This window comes from Lewinella sp., from assembly GCF_050633125.1.
In the GTDB taxonomy this organism is placed as follows: domain Bacteria; phylum Bacteroidota; class Bacteroidia; order Chitinophagales; family Saprospiraceae; genus Lewinella.
The window spans coordinates 75,538-92,585 of sequence record NZ_JBOEFX010000091.1 but is presented as its reverse complement, the minus strand read 5'-3'; the positions used below and the strand labels follow the sequence as shown (position 1 = coordinate 92,585).

The following is a 17,048-nucleotide window of genomic DNA, read 5'->3' as shown; positions in this document are numbered from 1 at the left end:
AGCTAGTAGGGTCGCAATTGTCGCTTACAGAGCCAACCAAGGCACTGGCGTTGATGCTTCCCATAACTCCGTCACCCATCGGCATGACGTTGGTTGTCAAGCCCACAATACAAGAGACGTTAGGCGCTTCGGTGTCTCCAACGGTTACCGTTGTTGTGCAAGAAGCGTTGTTGAAACAATTATCATTAGCAATGAATTGCACAGTCGTTGTTCCTACGGGATAGTTACCGCTAGCGTCAGCTCCATTGTTGTTGGCGTAAGGAGAATTATTCGTAAATGTAATCTGGGTAGAGCAATCGTCAGCAGTAGGCAATCCCAAGGTTGCGTAACCTGTGGTACAGTTACTGCTTACGTTGACGGTCACTGATTCCGGGCAGATAATAATTGGATCTTCTTGATCGAATACTTTGATCTGCTGCGTATGGGTAAATTGGCCTCCTCCGTTAGGGTTAGAAGGGTCAAAGTTACACCAGTCGATCACGGTCCAGGTGCGTAAAATTTTGAAACAAGCACCAGGAACAGTGTTGAAAACAGACTCGGTGCTATTTATCGCTACCGTTCCACATCCCGCCCAGTTAACGGTGGGGTTGCGAGCGGCAAGCGGCAGGTCTTCGTCGGCAGTACTAGCACCACATTCGTATAACTCAACGTTGATTGGCCAAACAATGTCATTTTCTGTTAATGCTTCATTGTTGATAACATTAATCACTTGAGAACAGCTAGACTCGTGCTCGTAGTTGTCTGTTGCGGTCCAGGTTCTGGTAATGGTTCCTACACCACACTCGTTGAAACTGGTAACGAAAGTGCTATCGAGCGTAAAGCCACAATTATCTCGTACTACGGGGCTACCGTAGATACCTAGGTTGTCTTGTTCGTCATAACAGTTGATCGTAAGTGGCTGCGGGCATTGCTCAAAAATAGGAGCAGTTCCATCTTGTAGAGTAACAATTGATTGGCAGTCGGTAAAATGTCCCACGAGGTCGCCGCCACCGCTTTCGCGGGAAGGATCAACAGGGCCGGTGCCTGGGTCGGTTTCGTATACTCTCAATGTTACAGAAATAGGACTATTTGGAATGTCTTCACAACAGAAAATTACCCGATCATCAAACCATTCCTGATAGCCAGGTAGGCTACTGTCGTCACCATTAGCGAGGTTACATCCAGCGCCGATATTTCTTTTTGCTTTCAGGAAAACAGGGCCACAGTTATCTGAGCTGCCTTCGTTGAAAGTAGAGGACAGAATAATGCCATAACCACTCGAAGCAATAGAGGCTACTATTTGGTCATCACAAGCAGCAACGGGGGCTACATCATCCGTAACAGTGAGCTGTACCGTACAGGTACTCGTATTGCCGCACTCGTCTAGACCTTGGTAAACAACAATGTGCTCGCCAGGAGCAACTCCACTTACAGGACTGAAATCTGTAGCTCCGTAAGAAGAAGTAACAGAAAATGTGATATTGGCACCACAGTTGTCGGTACCTGTAATTATAGGGAGTGCAATGGTGGCGCTACAAACGCCTGGGTCACTGGTGTAAGCCAGTTGGTTGGGAGTAGGGCAATTGAGTGTTGGCCCTTGGTCGTCACTTACCAAAATGGTTTGAACATCCTCACCAAAAAAGTCTGTACAGTTTTCAATGACCGTCCAGGTACGATTGATTTGGTACATATAGTTGTTACAAATAAACGTAGTGTCATCTGCAAAACCTACGTCCAGGCCACACATATCACCATGCATCAATACTGTACCATTGAGCATAGGAATTCCCGTAATAGCAGGGTCTGCACTAGGATCGTCGCAAGGGAGCGTAATGTCGTCAGGGAAAGTTACATCCATGAAAGATGCCCGCGTGACGGTGATTTCCTGGGTGCAGCTGGCGGTTAGGCCACTGTGATCGGTAACCGTCCACTCACGAAGAATAACGGCAGCGATATTCGATAGACAATCACCAAAAGTGATGTTGTCGATCGAAGTTAATGTTAAGTTCATGTCGCAATTGTCCCCGATGGTTGGTTCGCCAAGAACTTCCGGGGAAGTATTGTCAAGGCAACTTACCGTTATATTGGGGCAATTGGTAATGGTAGGTGCGCTATTGTCGACAACCCGTATGGTGCCTACACAAAGCGTGCCCGTAGTTTGATCAGTGATGGTGACACTGAGCCGACTTCCGACGAAAGCATTCGCAGAAAACTGAACAAAGTTGAAACCGTCGGTAATCAGGTTGTTGAGGGAATCCCTGACAGTGAGTCGCTTGTCACCAGGACAGGAGTCTATATCAGGAAGCAACATATCGTTAGTTAAGGCCACTTGGCACTGGTCGCTAATAACCACTTGGAGTGGTTGGTCGGGCGAGCCAACACAAGCCAGGTCGCAATCTTGAGCATTGATTATGCTGCTGCACCAGCTCAAGCAGAAAAGAAGGAAGAGCCTGCTGTAGCGGCTCCAGGATACTTGTGGAAATGGAATACTGTGTTTCATCTTTCGTACAATATTAGGGTTAGAACCTTATTGTGGAGCATACTTTTCTCAGGTTGCTACTGAACAATTCAGTGGCAACAATGCTATTCAGCTTTGCACCATAATTTGATTAACTAATCGCCCTGTTTGTGTTTTCGGGCATCTATTGCACTAAAAGAAAAAATCGTGCCAAAAAAGAAAACCTCCTGAAAGACGTTACTTCCAGGAGGTTTTTCGTGCATGAAATGAGAAATCTACTATTTCTTGAGCAGATCACGGATTTCTGCCAGCAAATCTTCTGTGCTTGGGCCAGGATCAGGAGCAGGAGCTGCTTCCGGTGCTGGTTCCTGTGTGCTCTTGTAGGCTTTCAATAACATGAAGATAGCGAAGGCAATAATCAAGAAATTGATAATGGTTTGAATAAAGGCTCCGTAACGGATTTGTACGGCTTCTTTGACTACCTCTCCTGCGTCATTCATTTCTGCTGCCTGGAGCGTCATCGCTAAATCAGAGAAATCTACGCCGCCCAACAGCATACCAATTGGCGGCATGATAATGTCATTAGTAAAGGAGGTTACAATAGTACCAAAGGCACCTGCAACAATCACAGCTACTGCCAATTCTAATACGTTTCCTCGAAGGATAAATGCTTTAAATTCTGACCACATTTTCGTTTTGTTTTGATGAAAAAAAGTTAGTTATTTCTGTGTTGAAAATTAGACGCGACTTGTCATAATAGTAACAATCTAAGAAGCTTCCTTAAATTTGCCAAATAAGTTTTGTCGACACTCAGGTAATATTATGCTCAGAAAAAGTTCTAAAATTATAGTCAAAGTAGGGACCAATGTTCTCACACGGCCGGATGGAAGCTTGGATGTAACCAATATCAGTCACCTCGTAGATCAATTGGCGATGCTAAAAAAAGAGGGCCATCAATTGGTACTGGTCTCTTCCGGGGCGGTAGGTGCCGGTCGTGAGTTGTTGCCAGCGGCTGATGAAATGGACCCCGTAGTGCGCCGACAGATGCTTTCTTCCATCGGTCAGATTCGCTTGATGGAGCTTTATCGACAATTGTTTGCTAGCCACCAATTGCTTTGTGGGCAGGTGTTGGCCACGAAAGAAGATTTTCGCGATCGCCGGCACTATCTGAATATGCGAAATTGCCTGGAAGCCCTGTTGCACGATCGGGTGGTGCCTATTATGAATGAAAATGATGTCGTTTCCGTAACGGAATTGATGTTTACCGATAATGACGAACTCGCTAGCCTTGTCACGGCCATGCTGAACGCCGACACCTTGGTGATACTCAGTAGCGTAGATGGTCTGCTAACTGCCGCTCCTGATGACCCGGCCGCTGAGTTGATTCCGACTTTGAGTGCGACAGACGAGAGTGTATGGTCCTACATTGCTCCCGTGAAGTCAAGCTTTGGGCGAGGAGGTATGGCCACCAAAGTAAGAATGGCCCAACACACGGCCCGTTTAGGAGCTGACGTGATCTTGGCCAACGGGCAGCGGCAGAACAGTCTGGTAGAAGTATTGTCCGGAAACGGTCGTTGTACGCGTATTCCGGCGCAAGCCCAACCTTCTAATCTTAAAAAGTGGCTGGCTCAGCACCCTACGACCCAAGGCCGTATTCAGGTAAATGAGGGTGCCAAGGTAGTCTTGACAGATGCGACCAAAGTGAGTAGCCTATTGCCGGTAGGGATTGTCAGCATAGATGGTGATTTTAAAAAAGGAGACCTTTTGAGTATTATTGGCCCCGATAGTGAGCTGGTAGGGATTGGCGTAGCACAGTACAACGCTGAAAAAGCAAAAGAGCTGATGGGCCAGAAAGGCCAGAAGCCGCTGGTGCATTATGATTACCTGATGATTTATTAGCGTTTTCTTAGGCTAGAATACACCTCTGTTGCGCAAATACAGCAAGAGCAAACACAGTACAAATACACCTGCAGCCAGGCCTATTTGCATCCATTGTGATTGAGCCAGGCGTACATTGGTTTCGATGAGGTAGGGGTTGGCCCGATTGGGGGAGCCAAGGCCAGTGCGTAATTCCCAGTTCTCCACATCAGCATTGTCGAGGTCAGGAAGCAATAAGTTGAGGGTAAAGGCAGAATCAAGCGGGGGTAAGGTGTAAGCAAAACTGTCTACAGCAGCTCCACCTTCGGCATAAAGTCCAAGTATTTCTTTGCGCTTGTTTAATCCAAACCCCAGCCCTCCGATAACATTATAAGCTTCTGGGAAAGTTTCCCTAAACTTGGTGGCGTCTTTGCATACGACGAGGTAGTCATTAGGTAATAAATCTACTGCGGGAAAAATAAATTCATTACGCTGATCCGTGAGGACCCACCCTTTGAGGGGCACCGTTTGTTCCGAATGATTATAAATTTCTATCCAGTCATCTGTTTTCTTGCTTTTTGGGCAAACTTCATTGATCATCACCTGATCTTGAAGCGGATGCTCGTAAGGTTCAAAACGTGCCCGGAAGTTATATTTATGATCTCTCTTTAAGTCTATATCGAGTTCTCGATCCGCGGTTTCATCGTGCTCCCAACCGACGAATCGGTGCCCGTAAGCCGGGATTGCTCGGAGGTGAATAGGGTGATTGGCAAAGTAGTCGCCTCTGAAATTGTTTACTTCAAGGTAGTCGTTCAGTAAAATTTTTCCGCCTCCATTACAGCTTATGCGAACGTCTCGCACAGGCCCCACGCCAAGGACATCCATCAATTCGTCTCGGATATATTCAGGCCTTTTTGCAGCAAAATCTCTCATGATGGAGACTTGGCTTTCCCATGTGCTTTCGCTTAATCGCCAGCGTTTTAGATGCCTTGGGATTTCTTGCCGATAGAGGAAATAGAAAGAATCCAGCAGTGCTGTTGCCTGCTGTGCGCTAAAACTTGAATTTAGATGATCAGCAAATCGATTGACAAACCGGTGTTGGAAGCCCTCATTCTGGAGTAGTTTTCTCAACAGGTAAGTACTCCAGGGCGGATTGGGCCAGTGCGGGCCATTGGGGTTGGTGTGAAAAGTCAGGCTGTTGTTGCGATAAGCCTTTTCGTCGTGTAAACCATAGCCCCAGTCGGTATCGTAAAGTATCCACCGCCACCGTCCACCAGGGGTTGCTGGCCGCCAGTATTTGATATTGCCACCTGCGTCGCGGTTATCAAAATATATTTGAGCAATTTGGTGCTCCATGAAGTTGTCGGTCTCCATGTAGGTCGCTACGTGGTCAAAATTGGCTTGTAGGTTTAAATCATAGCGTTCCAAAAAATCGAGAAGCTCCTGATAATGCCGACGCGATCCTCGCTTGCGTACCAAAAAATGCTCTAATAAGTCAATGCTGTCTCGATCAACACCATCGCTATGGGTTTCAATAAAGTAGCGGTTTACTTTTTCTCTAATATTGTAGATTCCCCAATAAGTACCATTGATATAAACGTGGCTCGGGCGAAAATCCTGGGTTTCTAGATCCCAGTCTTTGACGAGGCTTGTCATATAACCATCTCGAAAGTGGCTTTTCCCATAATCACTCCCACTGTTGCGGAGAACCAGGAATTTGAAAGACTTTTTACCCTCCTCGCCGAAAATGGGCATCCGGAAACGCGATTCACCGTACTGCTTTCTTGCAATAATGGCCAGCGACTTTTGAGGGAATAGTCTACTCATACCACCAAATAAGCGCATGCCGGAAAGGCTACTGTAAATTTGGCTGCCATCAGCTTCGAAAAATTCGAGATGAACGGCGTATTCTTTTCTGGTCCAAAAATTAGCACCGGGTTTATGCCATACCGAGTCTACTGCACCTCCGCCCTGGACAAAAATACCCGTTTCAGGATTGAATAATACATAAGGAGGTAGCGCAATAGAAACAACAGGGAAATTTGTTTTAGGCTCGTTAATGAAGTAGGTTTGCCCAACTGGCCGGCCAGCGTCGTTGTCGAGGTAGGCAACAACCCTCATAACAGCTGTTTCATCCAGAATGATGGGCTGAAAATAACGCTGCGAACGCTGGTTGGGCTTAGAACCATCCAGTGTGTAAAAAATATCGCTAGCCCCTGGCGCGTGAACAGTGATGAGTTGTTGGTGTTGATAAAATCCACCAGCAGGTTCAAAATGTACCTCAATAGAATCGGCTGGTGAAACAGTCGCTACAGACTGTGCACCAAGAGCACTTGCCAAAAAGAATAAGGAGATGGTAATAAGGAAACGCAAATTTTTTCCTGCTTTAAATTCCTGCGGTAAAACAATAACGTCCTTAAATGGCCTTATAATAGCTTATATGGTTCAATTAAGTTCTATAAGAAAGTCCATTAACGTTCTTTTTGTACAAAAGAGAATACAAAAAACGCAAATATTCTGGACTTAGTGACGCCGGATTAATAACTGTCGGGGTTGATAGGCTAGTGATTTTGGTTTTAATCGAGGCAAAGGTTCCCGACCTTAGCCCCATAGCTAAGGGAGGCGGTTCTTTAACGAAGGGTAAAGCCAAAATCACTCCTAGAAGATCTGACAGTTATTAATCCGGCGTCGCTTAACTCTTTTACGAACTAAGTACCAGTAAAGTTGTATTTTAGCCAGACATAAAATAATAGTAAAATTGGGTTTAGCAAAAACGCTTGCCAGCTTCTGGATGCGCCTCATGGGGATGCGAATTGAATATCCATACCCTTTACCTGCGAAATGTGTGATAGCAGTGGTGCCGCATACTTCCAATTGGGATTTTCCAATCGGGATATGTGTACGTCCGATAATCGGTGAAAAGATCCACTTTGTGGCTAAAGATTCTCTTTTTCGCGGGCCTTTCGAAAAGCTTTTTCGTTGGATGGGAGGAGTGCCAGTCGATAGGAGTAAGAACAATAATTTTGTACAGGCAGTAGCCGACGTTTTCGAAAAACGAGACCGATTTCGCCTCACTGTCGCCCCTGAAGGTACGCGTGCCAAAGTTGATCAATTAAAATCAGGCTTCTACTATATTGCACTCAGGGCCAAAGTGCCTATAGTCCTTTGTGTTTTTGATTGGGGTAAAGGGGTGATTCGCTTTGATAAACCATTTATGCCAACAGGAGATAAAGAAGCCGATTTTAAATACTTCTACGAATTTTACGGAGATGCCAAAGGTTTTCACCCCAAGAAAAGCTTTATACCAAAGCGCTAAACTGTTTTTTCGTTAAACAATTTTCTTTTTTCTTCGTCTATGATAATGGCGCTACACAAAACAGTAACGCCCTTGCGACAATTGCCTTGGTTTAGAATAGAAAACCATGATAATCATCGTAAATTCGTTAGAGGTATTACATGCCATCTCTGAGTTATTCATTTTCAATCAAATTTCAATTATGCGAGCTATCTACATGCTATTTTTTGTCCTCTCTTGTGGGATACTTTTTTTAGGAAATTCCAGTGGACCGGGTGCCGTACAAGGACAAGACCGAACAGGTGGGCCATTGTCCAACGGTTTTTGTGGCAACTGCCATGCTGTGGGCGCTTTTAACCCTACCATGACCTTGGAGTTATTGAAAGACGGAGCCGTCGTTACAGGCTATGAAGCTGGTGAAAACTACACCATGCGTGTCACTGTCAATGCTGACGAAGGCGCCCAGGTTTATGGCTTTCAGGCAGTAGCTTTGGTCGGTGCTGATAATGAGCAAGGAGGTAGCTTCACATCGGTTGCAGGCACTCAGGTAACAACGCTAAATGACCGCGATTATATCGAGCATTCGGAGCGTAGTGAAAGTAATGTCTTCGAGATTNNAATGTCTTCGAAATTCCATGGACTGCACCTGCCGCCAGCGCTGGTGAAGTGAAATTCTATGCAGCTTCAGTTGCAGCGAATAATGCCAACGGTAGCGGTGGTGATGGAGCCGTCTTCTTAACTTCTCCTACCGTATTGACCGACCTCACCGTAAATACCCGCGAATTGCCAGCCTTGGCTACTCGCCTAAATGCTTTCCCTAACCCTGTTGTTGATCAATTGAACTTACAGGTAGAAGTAGAAGCAACAAGCGATGCAATGGTTCGCATTTACAGTATGCTTGGCCAGCCTGTTCATCAGGAAAATACGGTCTTGACTGCTGGAACAAATAATTTGTCTTTCGACTTGAGCAATCTCGCCGCCGGGCAATACACGGTGGAAATCAGCAACAACAATGCTGCTTCTCGCACCATGGTGTTTAAGAAGTAAAAGGTAAAGACTTTTGAACCATATAAGGGATTGTAAGTTCATATAAGTCTCTTGCTTATAATTCTTATATGATCTTATATGGTTCAATAACCACGCTCTCCTGGATTTAGGCTATTCTACGGATTCGTATAAGCAAAGCCAGACAGGCTAGGCCCGTTATTGCAAAGTTGATCATAAAGCGGGTGTTGTCTGTAATTGCGCTTAGATTCGCAAAGACCTTTGTCATCGCCGACCAAATGTTGTGTAAGCCTAGGAAGACAGTCACGCCTACGATAAGCACCGTGAGGATGTTGAGCCAGCCAGAATTGCGGTAAACGCCCGACAGCACCTTGGGGTCGTTAATCTTTAAGAGTAGAAAAACAGCTACCAGCGGTAAAATCAAACCATTCAATGCCTGAGCAGCAATAATCGCAGGTACGGGCTGCACATCCGTAAGGGCAAACAGCAAGCCTGCCACCAGAATGATGCCCCAGGTAGAGCGAAAATAACGCCCCTGATAACCCCACTCCGGGCGATTTTTACCCACCAAACTCTGTCCAGCTATCGCAGCTGCCAGCGGCGCGGTGATCGCACTACTAAGCCCTGCTGTAAACAAGCCAATGCCAAGTAGGAGGCCACCACGACCCGCCAGTCGTCCATCAAGCGCAGCGGCCAATTCAGGGAAACCAAAAGCCCCCTTTACCAATGTGCCACTCAGCAAAATAGCCAGCGTTATTCCACCCCCAATCACGATAGCCAAAAGCAAACCAGTCCGCATTTCTTTTAAATCCTGCCCTTTACTGAGACCAGATGCCAGAAATAAATTATAGGGAACAATCGTAGTACCTATCAAGCCTACCACCAACAGCGCAGAGCCTTCCTCCACCTTGGGAACCAATCCGGTCAGCCACTCCTGCGGAAGCGTTTCCGCCCCAAAAGCGACCCAAACAAAGACAATCCCCATCAACGCAACAATCAATGCCAAGCTGCGGGTTATTATTTTTGTACTACCCGACCACAGCAGCCCTCCAGCAATTATTCCTAGTAGTAGAAGCCACCATTTGCTCACATCTCCCAAAAGCTGTAATCCGGCCAATGCTCCTAGCAGGTTTCCAGCCTGGTAAGCGCCACAACCCAAAGCCACCGCAGCAAAAAGGAAAGTATTCCACTTGCGGTTTTCAGCACCAATAATTTCACCCAACGGCTGGCCAGCACCCAAGGTTAGGCGGGCCGCAGCTTCCTGTAGTACGATGGTTGCCAGGATAGAAAATACCAAGGCCCACAACAAGCCCAAACCGTAGCCATGCCCCACTCGGGCCGCCGTTGTAACCGTACCCGGCCCAATAAAGGCTGCCGCAATAATTGACCATAGTAATAAGGAGCGGAAATTCTTAGACATAGGCGTTGACTGTAGAGGTGGTTGGTTCTTTCTCCTCAAGATAAAGTCTTATATGTTCTTCTATGAACTTATATGGTTCAATTTTTTTTGAGAAGACCTGCTTGTCAGATTGTCTAGGGGCCGTGCCTTCTCCCTACTGATGCAGTCGGGATCGGCACCGGGCCATCCGTTTTTACCTCCGGTACCACTGCTGTCCCTCGTCCTCACGCCATCCTGGCGTCGCGCTCCAGGGCTCCGCCTTGCGCACTAGGTATTACTTAGTTTGGTGTCCCTCACGGCTACAATCTGCATCCTCAGTCCCGTTTCGTCGTATTCGGCATCAGGTGGAAAGAAAATCATTTGGGTTAGTTGATGGTTGGCAAGGTAAGCGGCTATCGCCAACCCCAAGGCATCAATAATGTCATCAGGTAAGACCTCCTTGCGAGGATATTGATTACGGGCATCCACATACCAATCGTCTATTTTAGGGAAATAAGGTTGAAGTAAGGCCAAGCGTTGAGCCTCTCCTTCACGAGTCTTTTTTTTGTGAACCAGGGGTTGTCCCTGATTAAAAGCGGCGAAAACAACTTCAGGGTGAGCTTCATGCCAACGTTGTTGTTCACGTTGGTTTTGTGCTTGCAGAAATTCATCCAATGCCCGCATTTTAGGGACAATATTGAGCGATTGCTGCGAAAGCTTTTTGCCGGTATGGCTGAAATTAAGTGCGCTGGCCATTGCCTTGTCTGCATAAACAGCTGCTCGGCAAGGTGGAGTAAAAACACTGCTGTGCCGCAAAGGACTAAGGTAGCGTCGAGCAGCCTGATCACAAGCCCGCCCAGTCACTCCAGCAGTGACAAAACCAATTGGCATGTCAATGAAAACAGGAGTATCTGCGGTATGCAAAGCTACTTCAAGCAATCCCCTGCATAAGGTCATTGCTGCCGTTTCTCCATCAAAGAGGATACGCAACCAACCAGCTCTACAGCCATCGACACCAATACCGGGTTGTATGTTTTGTTGTTTCATGATTAGTGTGAGGCACAGCTAGTGTTATTACTAAGCGATGAGTATATAAATGAATACCAAGGGAACTTGTTTAACCCTGAGGCTGTATCTTAGGTCGAATTATTATTTGGGAAGGAGCTTTATAAAAAAGCCCTTATATGTTCTTCTATGAACTTATATGGTTCAAAAAAAACTTTATAGAAGACACCATTAATTTTCTGCGCAATAAAAGATCATGGCAAAGCTAAAACTACGCGGTAAAGAACTGCGCAAGATTGGATACGAAGAAGGAAAGATCATTGGTCTGGCCATCAACGTAGTATACGAGCACTTTCGTCGAGAACCTCACGAATGGGCCCTCAAAATGTTGGAGCAAGTGCGGCTACGCCCGGAAGCTTTCCGTGAAGTCGAAGGTTGGGAGCGAATAGCCAAGGAACTCCTGGGCGAGCAGGAAGTCACCGCTGAAGGTGGGCAGTACAAGCTGGAGCAGAAAGCACAAGACTTTCCAATGTTTGGCGAAAAACAAATTGAAATCGGTGCCAAAGATCAGATGTTTACCGCCATGCGCTTGCCTGTGACGGTGCAAGGAGCCTTGATGCCGGATGCCCACCAAGGCTACGGCTTGCCGATTGGCGGAGTGTTGGCGACGGAAAATAGCGTGATCCCTTATGGCGTGGGCGTGGATATTGGTTGCCGTATGTGTCTGAGCCTCTATGATATTCCGACACAGCGGCTGATCGGTGAGCGGGATAAATTCAAAAACATGTTGGGAGAACACTCTCGTTTTGGTTTTGAATCCTTCGAGCGGCCAATGGATGATCCTATCTTCAGCCGCGATGAGTTCAAGTACGTAAAGATTGCTCGCGAAAACCGAGACAAGGCTTACAAGCAGATCGGTTCTTCTGGTGGCGGAAACCACTTCGTAGAATTCGGGATCGCTCGCTTGACGGACGAAAACAATGAGTTTGGCTTGCCACTGGGAGAATACCTGGCTGTGTTGTCTCATTCTGGTTCCCGAGGGATGGGGGCGAAAATTGCGCAGCACTACACCAAGATCGCGATGCAAAAATGCCGACTGCCGAAAGAAGCTCGCCACCTGGCTTGGTTGACGCTCGACTCGGAAGCTGGGCACGAATATTGGGCAGCGATGAACCTCGCCGGCGATTATGCTTCGGCTTGCCACGATCATATCCACCGCCGTTTGGCGAAAGCCCTCGGCGAAAAGCCGCTGGCTCGGATTGAGAACCACCATAACTTTGCGTGGAAGGAAAAACTAGCCAACGGCAAGGAAGTAATCGTTCACCGCAAAGGTGCTACTCCGGCGGGAAAAGGCGTGTTAGGCATCATTCCTGGTTCCATGACGGCCCCTGGGTTTATCGTTCGTGGTAAAGGCAACTTCCAGTCGCTGCAATCTGCGTCACACGGAGCAGGGCGCCTGATGTCGCGCTCCCAGGCAAAGCGTAGCCTTACGGGCAGCGAAGTCAAGAAGTACCTCGAACAGCAAGGTGTCACCCTCATCGGCGGCGGTCTGGACGAAGCACCGATGGCCTACAAGGACATCCATACCGTCATGGCTAACCAGCGTGATTTGGTGGATGTTTTGGGAGAGTTCTACCCCAAAATTGTCCGCATGGCAGGAGACTCGTAGAGGCGTTGTACCGCAACGTCTCTACGGGACTGGTTTAAAAATAAAAATCATCCTCTCTTTCCGGTACAGCAACCGCTGTTTCTCCTGGAATAAAACCATGCAAGTCGGGCAATGGCTTGATCGCATGCCTAAAGGAAAAGGTATTGGTCGTTTCCTTTTCAGTATCACAGTCTTCGTAAATTTCTTCAACTTCTACCTTGCTGGTTGATAAATTGTAATCGTAGGTTTTCCAATATTCACAGGGCGTACCATACAAAACTGTTGCCCCAATAAGCTCCCAGCGGCCGTTTTGGTGACGAAACCGATGCGTGTATCTCCATTTATAGCGACTACCACCAAAGTGGTGGATTACAATACTTCCACGATCAATCTCTATGCCTTCAAAAGGGTCGCCCATCATGCCGCCAGCTTCACTGTCTAGGATACCTCCTCGAAATTCTTCCCACTGCTTCCATTGCCTATTTTCTAGGCGATAGATTAGGATGCTACGTGAGATACCAAAATCGCCAGCAGATTGCAGGTCGTCTACAACAAGCACTAATTCAGGTTGGCCGTCCTTATTGAGGTCTCCTTGCGCTTCAGCGACTTTGCTAAACGTAGCAGGTAAAACGATCGTGTCTAGCTCCATTTTAGGAGCAGGTGCTTTTTCTTTGAGAGGTGTTTTCTCCTCGGGTGTAGGAGTGGCGTTTATCTGTTCTTGTTCTATTTGCTGCTCTTGGGGCGGCGCTGATTCTGTTGTCGGAGAGGAGCAGCCTACGATTGCTACAGAAGCAACGAAGAGGATTGATTTCAGTAGCGGGTGATGAAAAAGGTTCATGAAGGATTATTTTAATAGGGTTGAAAGAATAAAACACTTACCCAAAAAAAGCAGGCGCTCACACAATGGTAGAGACACTTTGTCAATTAATACACACAAAAGAAAGTTTTAATGCTTGCTTTGCCAAGTATAAAGAGCTTGTTAGGGGTTTATTTTTGGAGTGAACGTAGGCAAATTACGTGCTGGACGAGGCCCGATGAGGGAGCATAGCCAAAGCTACGCGACCGAAGAAGAACGACGTACAGTGCGTAATTTGACAAGAGCAGCCCGAAATTTAAATCCCAAACAGGTTCTAAACAAGCATTAAGCTGTAAATTTGTAGCATGAAGAAGATAACATTCCTACTGTACACGACGACTATTCTTACGGCAATATTTTTAATATCAGCCTGTGGCAGCGATGCACCTACTGACCAAAACACAGATGGACCTGTTCTTTCTGGCGATGATGAAATCGACCAGGTAAGTCAGCGCCTGTCTCAAGATCCCAATAATGCAGAGCTCTACGCCTTGCGGGCAGAAATTTTTTACGAAAAAAACAGCTACGATCAAGCGATTGCAGATATGACCGCAGCCCTTTCATTGGATTCTGTAAACATTGATTATCACCATTTATTGACGGACATCTACCTGGATTATTTCCGTTCACGACTGGCGCTGCAAACCATGGAGCGCGCGGTAGCCATTGCACCCGAAGATATTAGCTCTTGGCTGAAGCTGAGTGAAATTCAGCTTTTCCTGAAAATGAATCAAGCTTCGCTGGCCTCTATTGATAAAGCCTTGCGGATTGACCCACAGAATGCCCTGGCTTTTTTCTTTATGGGGAAGAACTTTGAAGAACTAGGCGACATCAACCGAGCGATTAACGCTTTCCAGGAATCATCAGAAATTGATCCCGAAATGCTGGATACCTGGATCAAACTGGGGCAATTGCACGCCAGTATTGACGGTAATCTGGCAGAAACTTTTTATGACAATGCTATTGAAGTAGACAGCAGCAGTACTATTGCCCTAAGTGCCAAAGCGGAATACCTATGGGATCAGGATAATCCAGAAGGAGCCCTGGAGCTGTATAAAACAGCTATCCGGAAAGCACCCATGGACGAGAAAAGCTACTACAACGCCGGCCTTGTACTACTCGAATTGGATGAAATGGAAGAGGCGTATGAGCATTTTACCATGGCTATTGAAAATGCACCGCTTTATGCAGCGGCCTATTACTACCGAGGTTATGCCGCAGAAGCTATGGGCAACAATGAGCAGGCTGTTCAAGATTACGAGCACACTATTCGTTTGGCACCAGAATACGTGCAGGCAAGAGAAGGGTTGAATCGGTTGAAATAAAGATTTTCCTTATCTTGGTAAGCGACTTATTCTAATGAAAATCGATTGCCATGAAAAGTGTTAAATATCTTACCGCTTACATCATTCCTGTCCTCTGTATTTTTGGCTTGCTTCAAGGTGGGATAGCCGCTTATGCAACGGTTGTTTTCTCCTTTGGACTGATTCCCTTATTGGAGCAATTCCTTCCTCAGGATACTTCCAATTTGCCGGAAGAGGAGCGTAATGATCGCTTGGCTAGAAAGGTCTTTGATTGGCTGTTGTACCTCAATGTTCCGCTTGTTTTTGGGATCATTTGCCTTTTTATTTACCAGTTGAATACGCAAGACTACACAACCAGCGAGCTGACCGGGCATGTACTTTCCGTAGGAATAGTGCTGGGTGTTTGCGGCATCAATGTTGCGCACGAATTGGGGCACCGAAGTAACAAAGTGGAACAAACCTTGGCGAAAATATTGCTACTGCCTACCCTGTATCAGCACTTCTTTATTGAGCATAATCGTGGCCATCACAAACACGTTGCCACACCACTTGATCCCGCTACTGCCCGCAAAGGAGAAATAGTATATACATTTTGGTTTCGTTCCCTGTGGGGCTCTTATCGCAGTGCTTGGCGCTTGGAGCGAGATCGCTTGCAGCGCAGTAAACTCCCTTTTTGGAGCTTCCAAAACGAGATGGTCCGCTTTAGCATCCAGCAACTTATCTACGTAGCCTTGGTTTTCGCCCTTACCCCTTCCTGGCAGATGGCCCTGGCGGTGTTGACTGCTGGTTTGATCGGTGTACTGCTCTTGGAATCTATCAATTACGTAGAGCACTATGGCCTCCAACGCCGCCTTTTGGACAATGGCCGCTACGAGCGCGTACAACCTCGCCACTCGTGGAATGCCAACTATCATCTGGGCCGAATCATGCTCTACGAGCTCACCCGCCATTCTGATCACCACTACTTGGCCAACAAAAAATACCAGATCCTCGATCATCACGAACAGGCACCTGTATTGCCTTTGGGCTACCCAGCTTCTATTCTCATGGCGCTGGTGCCGCCGCTTTGGTTGGTGGTGATGGATAGGAGGTTGGAAGAGGTCGGGGTCGCGTAAGACGGACCAAGCTGCTTAGGAATTCAAAATAATAGAATGGAGTTAGAAGATGTCTTGTTTAGAGTATGGGTAGTTTTTATGATTTTCATCCCCTTAGCGTTATACTTCTCAGGTAAGAACGTACTGAAGTTGTTCCCAGAGGTAACGAATGATGATATTCAGTTTAAAGAAAGATGGTGCTCAGGGTATTCTGGAATGTATACTAGAAGAGCAAACGGTGCTAAAAATATATTAATGGTGATGGTAGTTAAAAATGAGTTTTGGATAAAATCTCATCCAATTCATGCGCTAGCAATTGAAAAATCCGGTATTCTGACTAAAATACCAATTGATGATATAAAGGAAATAACCCCATACGGGAAGAAGGAGGTTTCCGTAGTGTATTCAAGTGGAGCTAATACCAATTCTGTAACGGTGAGTTTAAAGAATAGAGGAAAATTCATGAGTATTTTGAAAGGGTCATCATCACAGTTAATTGTTAATCAACTAATGGAAAAAAATGATTGATTAACTCCCTTTAATCTATCGTTAGGTGTATAGAATGTGAGCGTAGAGGCGATTATAAAATTGACTCAATAAAAGCATTGGATTTGGATGTCATAAGTAATAGATACAGCGTTTCAATTCTATCAAAATTAGTAAGGCATTTTATGCCATTGGGCTTAGTGATTTTCTTTTGCTATAGCACAGGGACAGAATGTTTATTGTGTCCATTTTTCGACAATTTTTGTATTGTCACGGGAGTCTATATCCTGTTTTCGGTTGTGCAGATTGCATACACAAATCCATCTTTCTATTTTAAAGAGCGGTCCGTTTTAGTAAAGTTCCCCATGTTGTTTAGATGGAAAGATTTTGAAGTGAATTATGAAGAAATACAATTGGCTCTATTTAGGCATGAGCCATTTCAATCTAAGTTTTTCGATAATAGACCTGGGCTTACTCTTCTGTTGAGGCTAGTCGTAAACTTAGTCGTACCAATTGAGTATAAATGGATGAAATTAGAAACGCCTACAAAGAAATATTTGGTGTTTTGTTTTGGATTAGAATATGACTATTTTGATAACTGTGATGATATACTGTTTGAAACACTAAAGTTAGCGTTTTCTGAAAGGGGAGTGAAGACGCTTTGGACAGAAACGGATGATTTT

13 protein-coding genes and 1 pseudogene are annotated in these 17,048 nt (G+C 46.1%); 8 read left to right on the top strand and 6 right to left on the bottom strand.

What is annotated here, in order from left to right:
• Together ACRBG0_RS19660 and mscL are read right to left on the bottom strand one after the other, a co-directional pair.
• Positions 1-2,479: HYR domain-containing protein (locus ACRBG0_RS19660; protein ID WP_431488561.1), on the bottom strand; the 2,479-nt coding region annotated here is incomplete at its 3' end.
• A gap of 236 nt (positions 2,480-2,715) precedes the next feature.
• Positions 2,716-3,126, bottom strand: a complete 411-nt coding sequence (mscL, locus tag ACRBG0_RS19655) for a large-conductance mechanosensitive channel protein MscL (RefSeq protein ID WP_431488560.1) — start codon at positions 3,124-3,126, stop codon at positions 2,716-2,718.
• Positions 3,127-3,259: 133 nt separating this feature from the next.
• On the opposite strand from mscL, the gene proB reads away from it, so the two are divergent.
• Positions 3,260-4,336, top strand: coding sequence for a glutamate 5-kinase (gene proB, locus ACRBG0_RS19650; protein ID WP_431488559.1), 1,077 nt, complete (start codon positions 3,260-3,262; stop codon positions 4,334-4,336).
• Positions 4,337-4,348: 12 nt separating this feature from the next.
• Here proB and ACRBG0_RS19645 read toward each other — a convergent pair whose 3' ends face one another.
• Positions 4,349-6,667: a CotH kinase family protein gene (locus ACRBG0_RS19645; RefSeq protein ID WP_431488558.1), complete on the bottom strand. Its 2,319-nt coding sequence runs from the start codon at positions 6,665-6,667 to the stop codon at positions 4,349-4,351.
• Positions 6,668-7,085: 418 nt separating this feature from the next.
• On the opposite strand from ACRBG0_RS19645, the gene ACRBG0_RS19640 reads away from it, so the two are divergent.
• From ACRBG0_RS19640 to ACRBG0_RS19630, 3 genes and pseudogenes are all read left to right on the top strand, one after another.
• A complete protein-coding gene (locus tag ACRBG0_RS19640) occupies positions 7,086-7,610 on the top strand; it encodes a 1-acyl-sn-glycerol-3-phosphate acyltransferase (RefSeq protein ID WP_431488574.1) in 525 nt (174 codons plus the stop codon).
• A 106-nt stretch (positions 7,611-7,716) separates the two neighbouring features.
• A pseudogene (locus tag ACRBG0_RS19635) lies at positions 7,717-8,205 on the top strand (choice-of-anchor V domain-containing protein); the annotation flags it as partial.
• A gap of 2 nt (positions 8,206-8,207) precedes the next feature.
• A partial coding sequence (locus ACRBG0_RS19630; RefSeq protein ID WP_431488557.1) for a T9SS type A sorting domain-containing protein occupies positions 8,208-8,636 on the top strand: 429 nt, incomplete at its 5' end.
• Between the two features lie 106 nt (positions 8,637-8,742).
• On the opposite strand, the gene ACRBG0_RS19625 is transcribed toward ACRBG0_RS19630, so the two are convergent.
• Positions 8,743-10,014, bottom strand: a complete 1,272-nt coding sequence (locus ACRBG0_RS19625) for an NRAMP family divalent metal transporter (RefSeq protein WP_431488556.1) — start codon at positions 10,012-10,014, stop codon at positions 8,743-8,745.
• Positions 10,015-10,260: 246 nt separating this feature from the next.
• Positions 10,261-11,019: a DUF429 domain-containing protein gene (locus tag ACRBG0_RS19620; RefSeq protein WP_431488555.1), complete on the bottom strand. Its 759-nt coding sequence runs from the start codon at positions 11,017-11,019 to the stop codon at positions 10,261-10,263.
• A 214-nt stretch (positions 11,020-11,233) separates the two neighbouring features.
• Here ACRBG0_RS19620 and ACRBG0_RS19615 point away from each other — a divergent pair, with 214 nt between their 5' ends.
• A complete protein-coding gene (locus ACRBG0_RS19615) occupies positions 11,234-12,646 on the top strand; it encodes an RtcB family protein (RefSeq protein WP_431488554.1) in 1,413 nt (470 codons plus the stop codon).
• Positions 12,647-12,680: 34 nt separating this feature from the next.
• Here the strand turns inward: ACRBG0_RS19615 and ACRBG0_RS19610 are convergent, their stop codons facing one another.
• Complete coding sequence (locus tag ACRBG0_RS19610; protein WP_431488553.1) at positions 12,681-13,463, bottom strand: hypothetical protein; 783 nt, start codon at positions 13,461-13,463, stop codon at positions 12,681-12,683.
• Positions 13,464-13,786: 323 nt separating this feature from the next.
• Here ACRBG0_RS19610 and ACRBG0_RS19605 point away from each other — a divergent pair, with 323 nt between their 5' ends.
• Genes ACRBG0_RS19605 through ACRBG0_RS19595 form a run of 3 tightly spaced genes read left to right on the top strand, consistent with a single transcriptional unit; the run spans position 13,787 to position 16,407 of the window.
• Complete coding sequence (locus ACRBG0_RS19605) at positions 13,787-14,806, top strand: tetratricopeptide repeat protein (protein WP_431488552.1); 1,020 nt, start codon at positions 13,787-13,789, stop codon at positions 14,804-14,806.
• A gap of 50 nt (positions 14,807-14,856) precedes the next feature.
• On the top strand, positions 14,857-15,900 hold the full coding sequence (locus ACRBG0_RS19600) for an alkane 1-monooxygenase (protein ID WP_431488551.1): 1,044 nt from the start codon (positions 14,857-14,859) through the stop codon (positions 15,898-15,900).
• A gap of 36 nt (positions 15,901-15,936) precedes the next feature.
• A complete protein-coding gene (locus tag ACRBG0_RS19595; RefSeq protein ID WP_431488550.1) occupies positions 15,937-16,407 on the top strand; it encodes a hypothetical protein in 471 nt (156 codons plus the stop codon).
• The last annotated feature ends 641 nt before the right edge of the window (positions 16,408-17,048 follow it).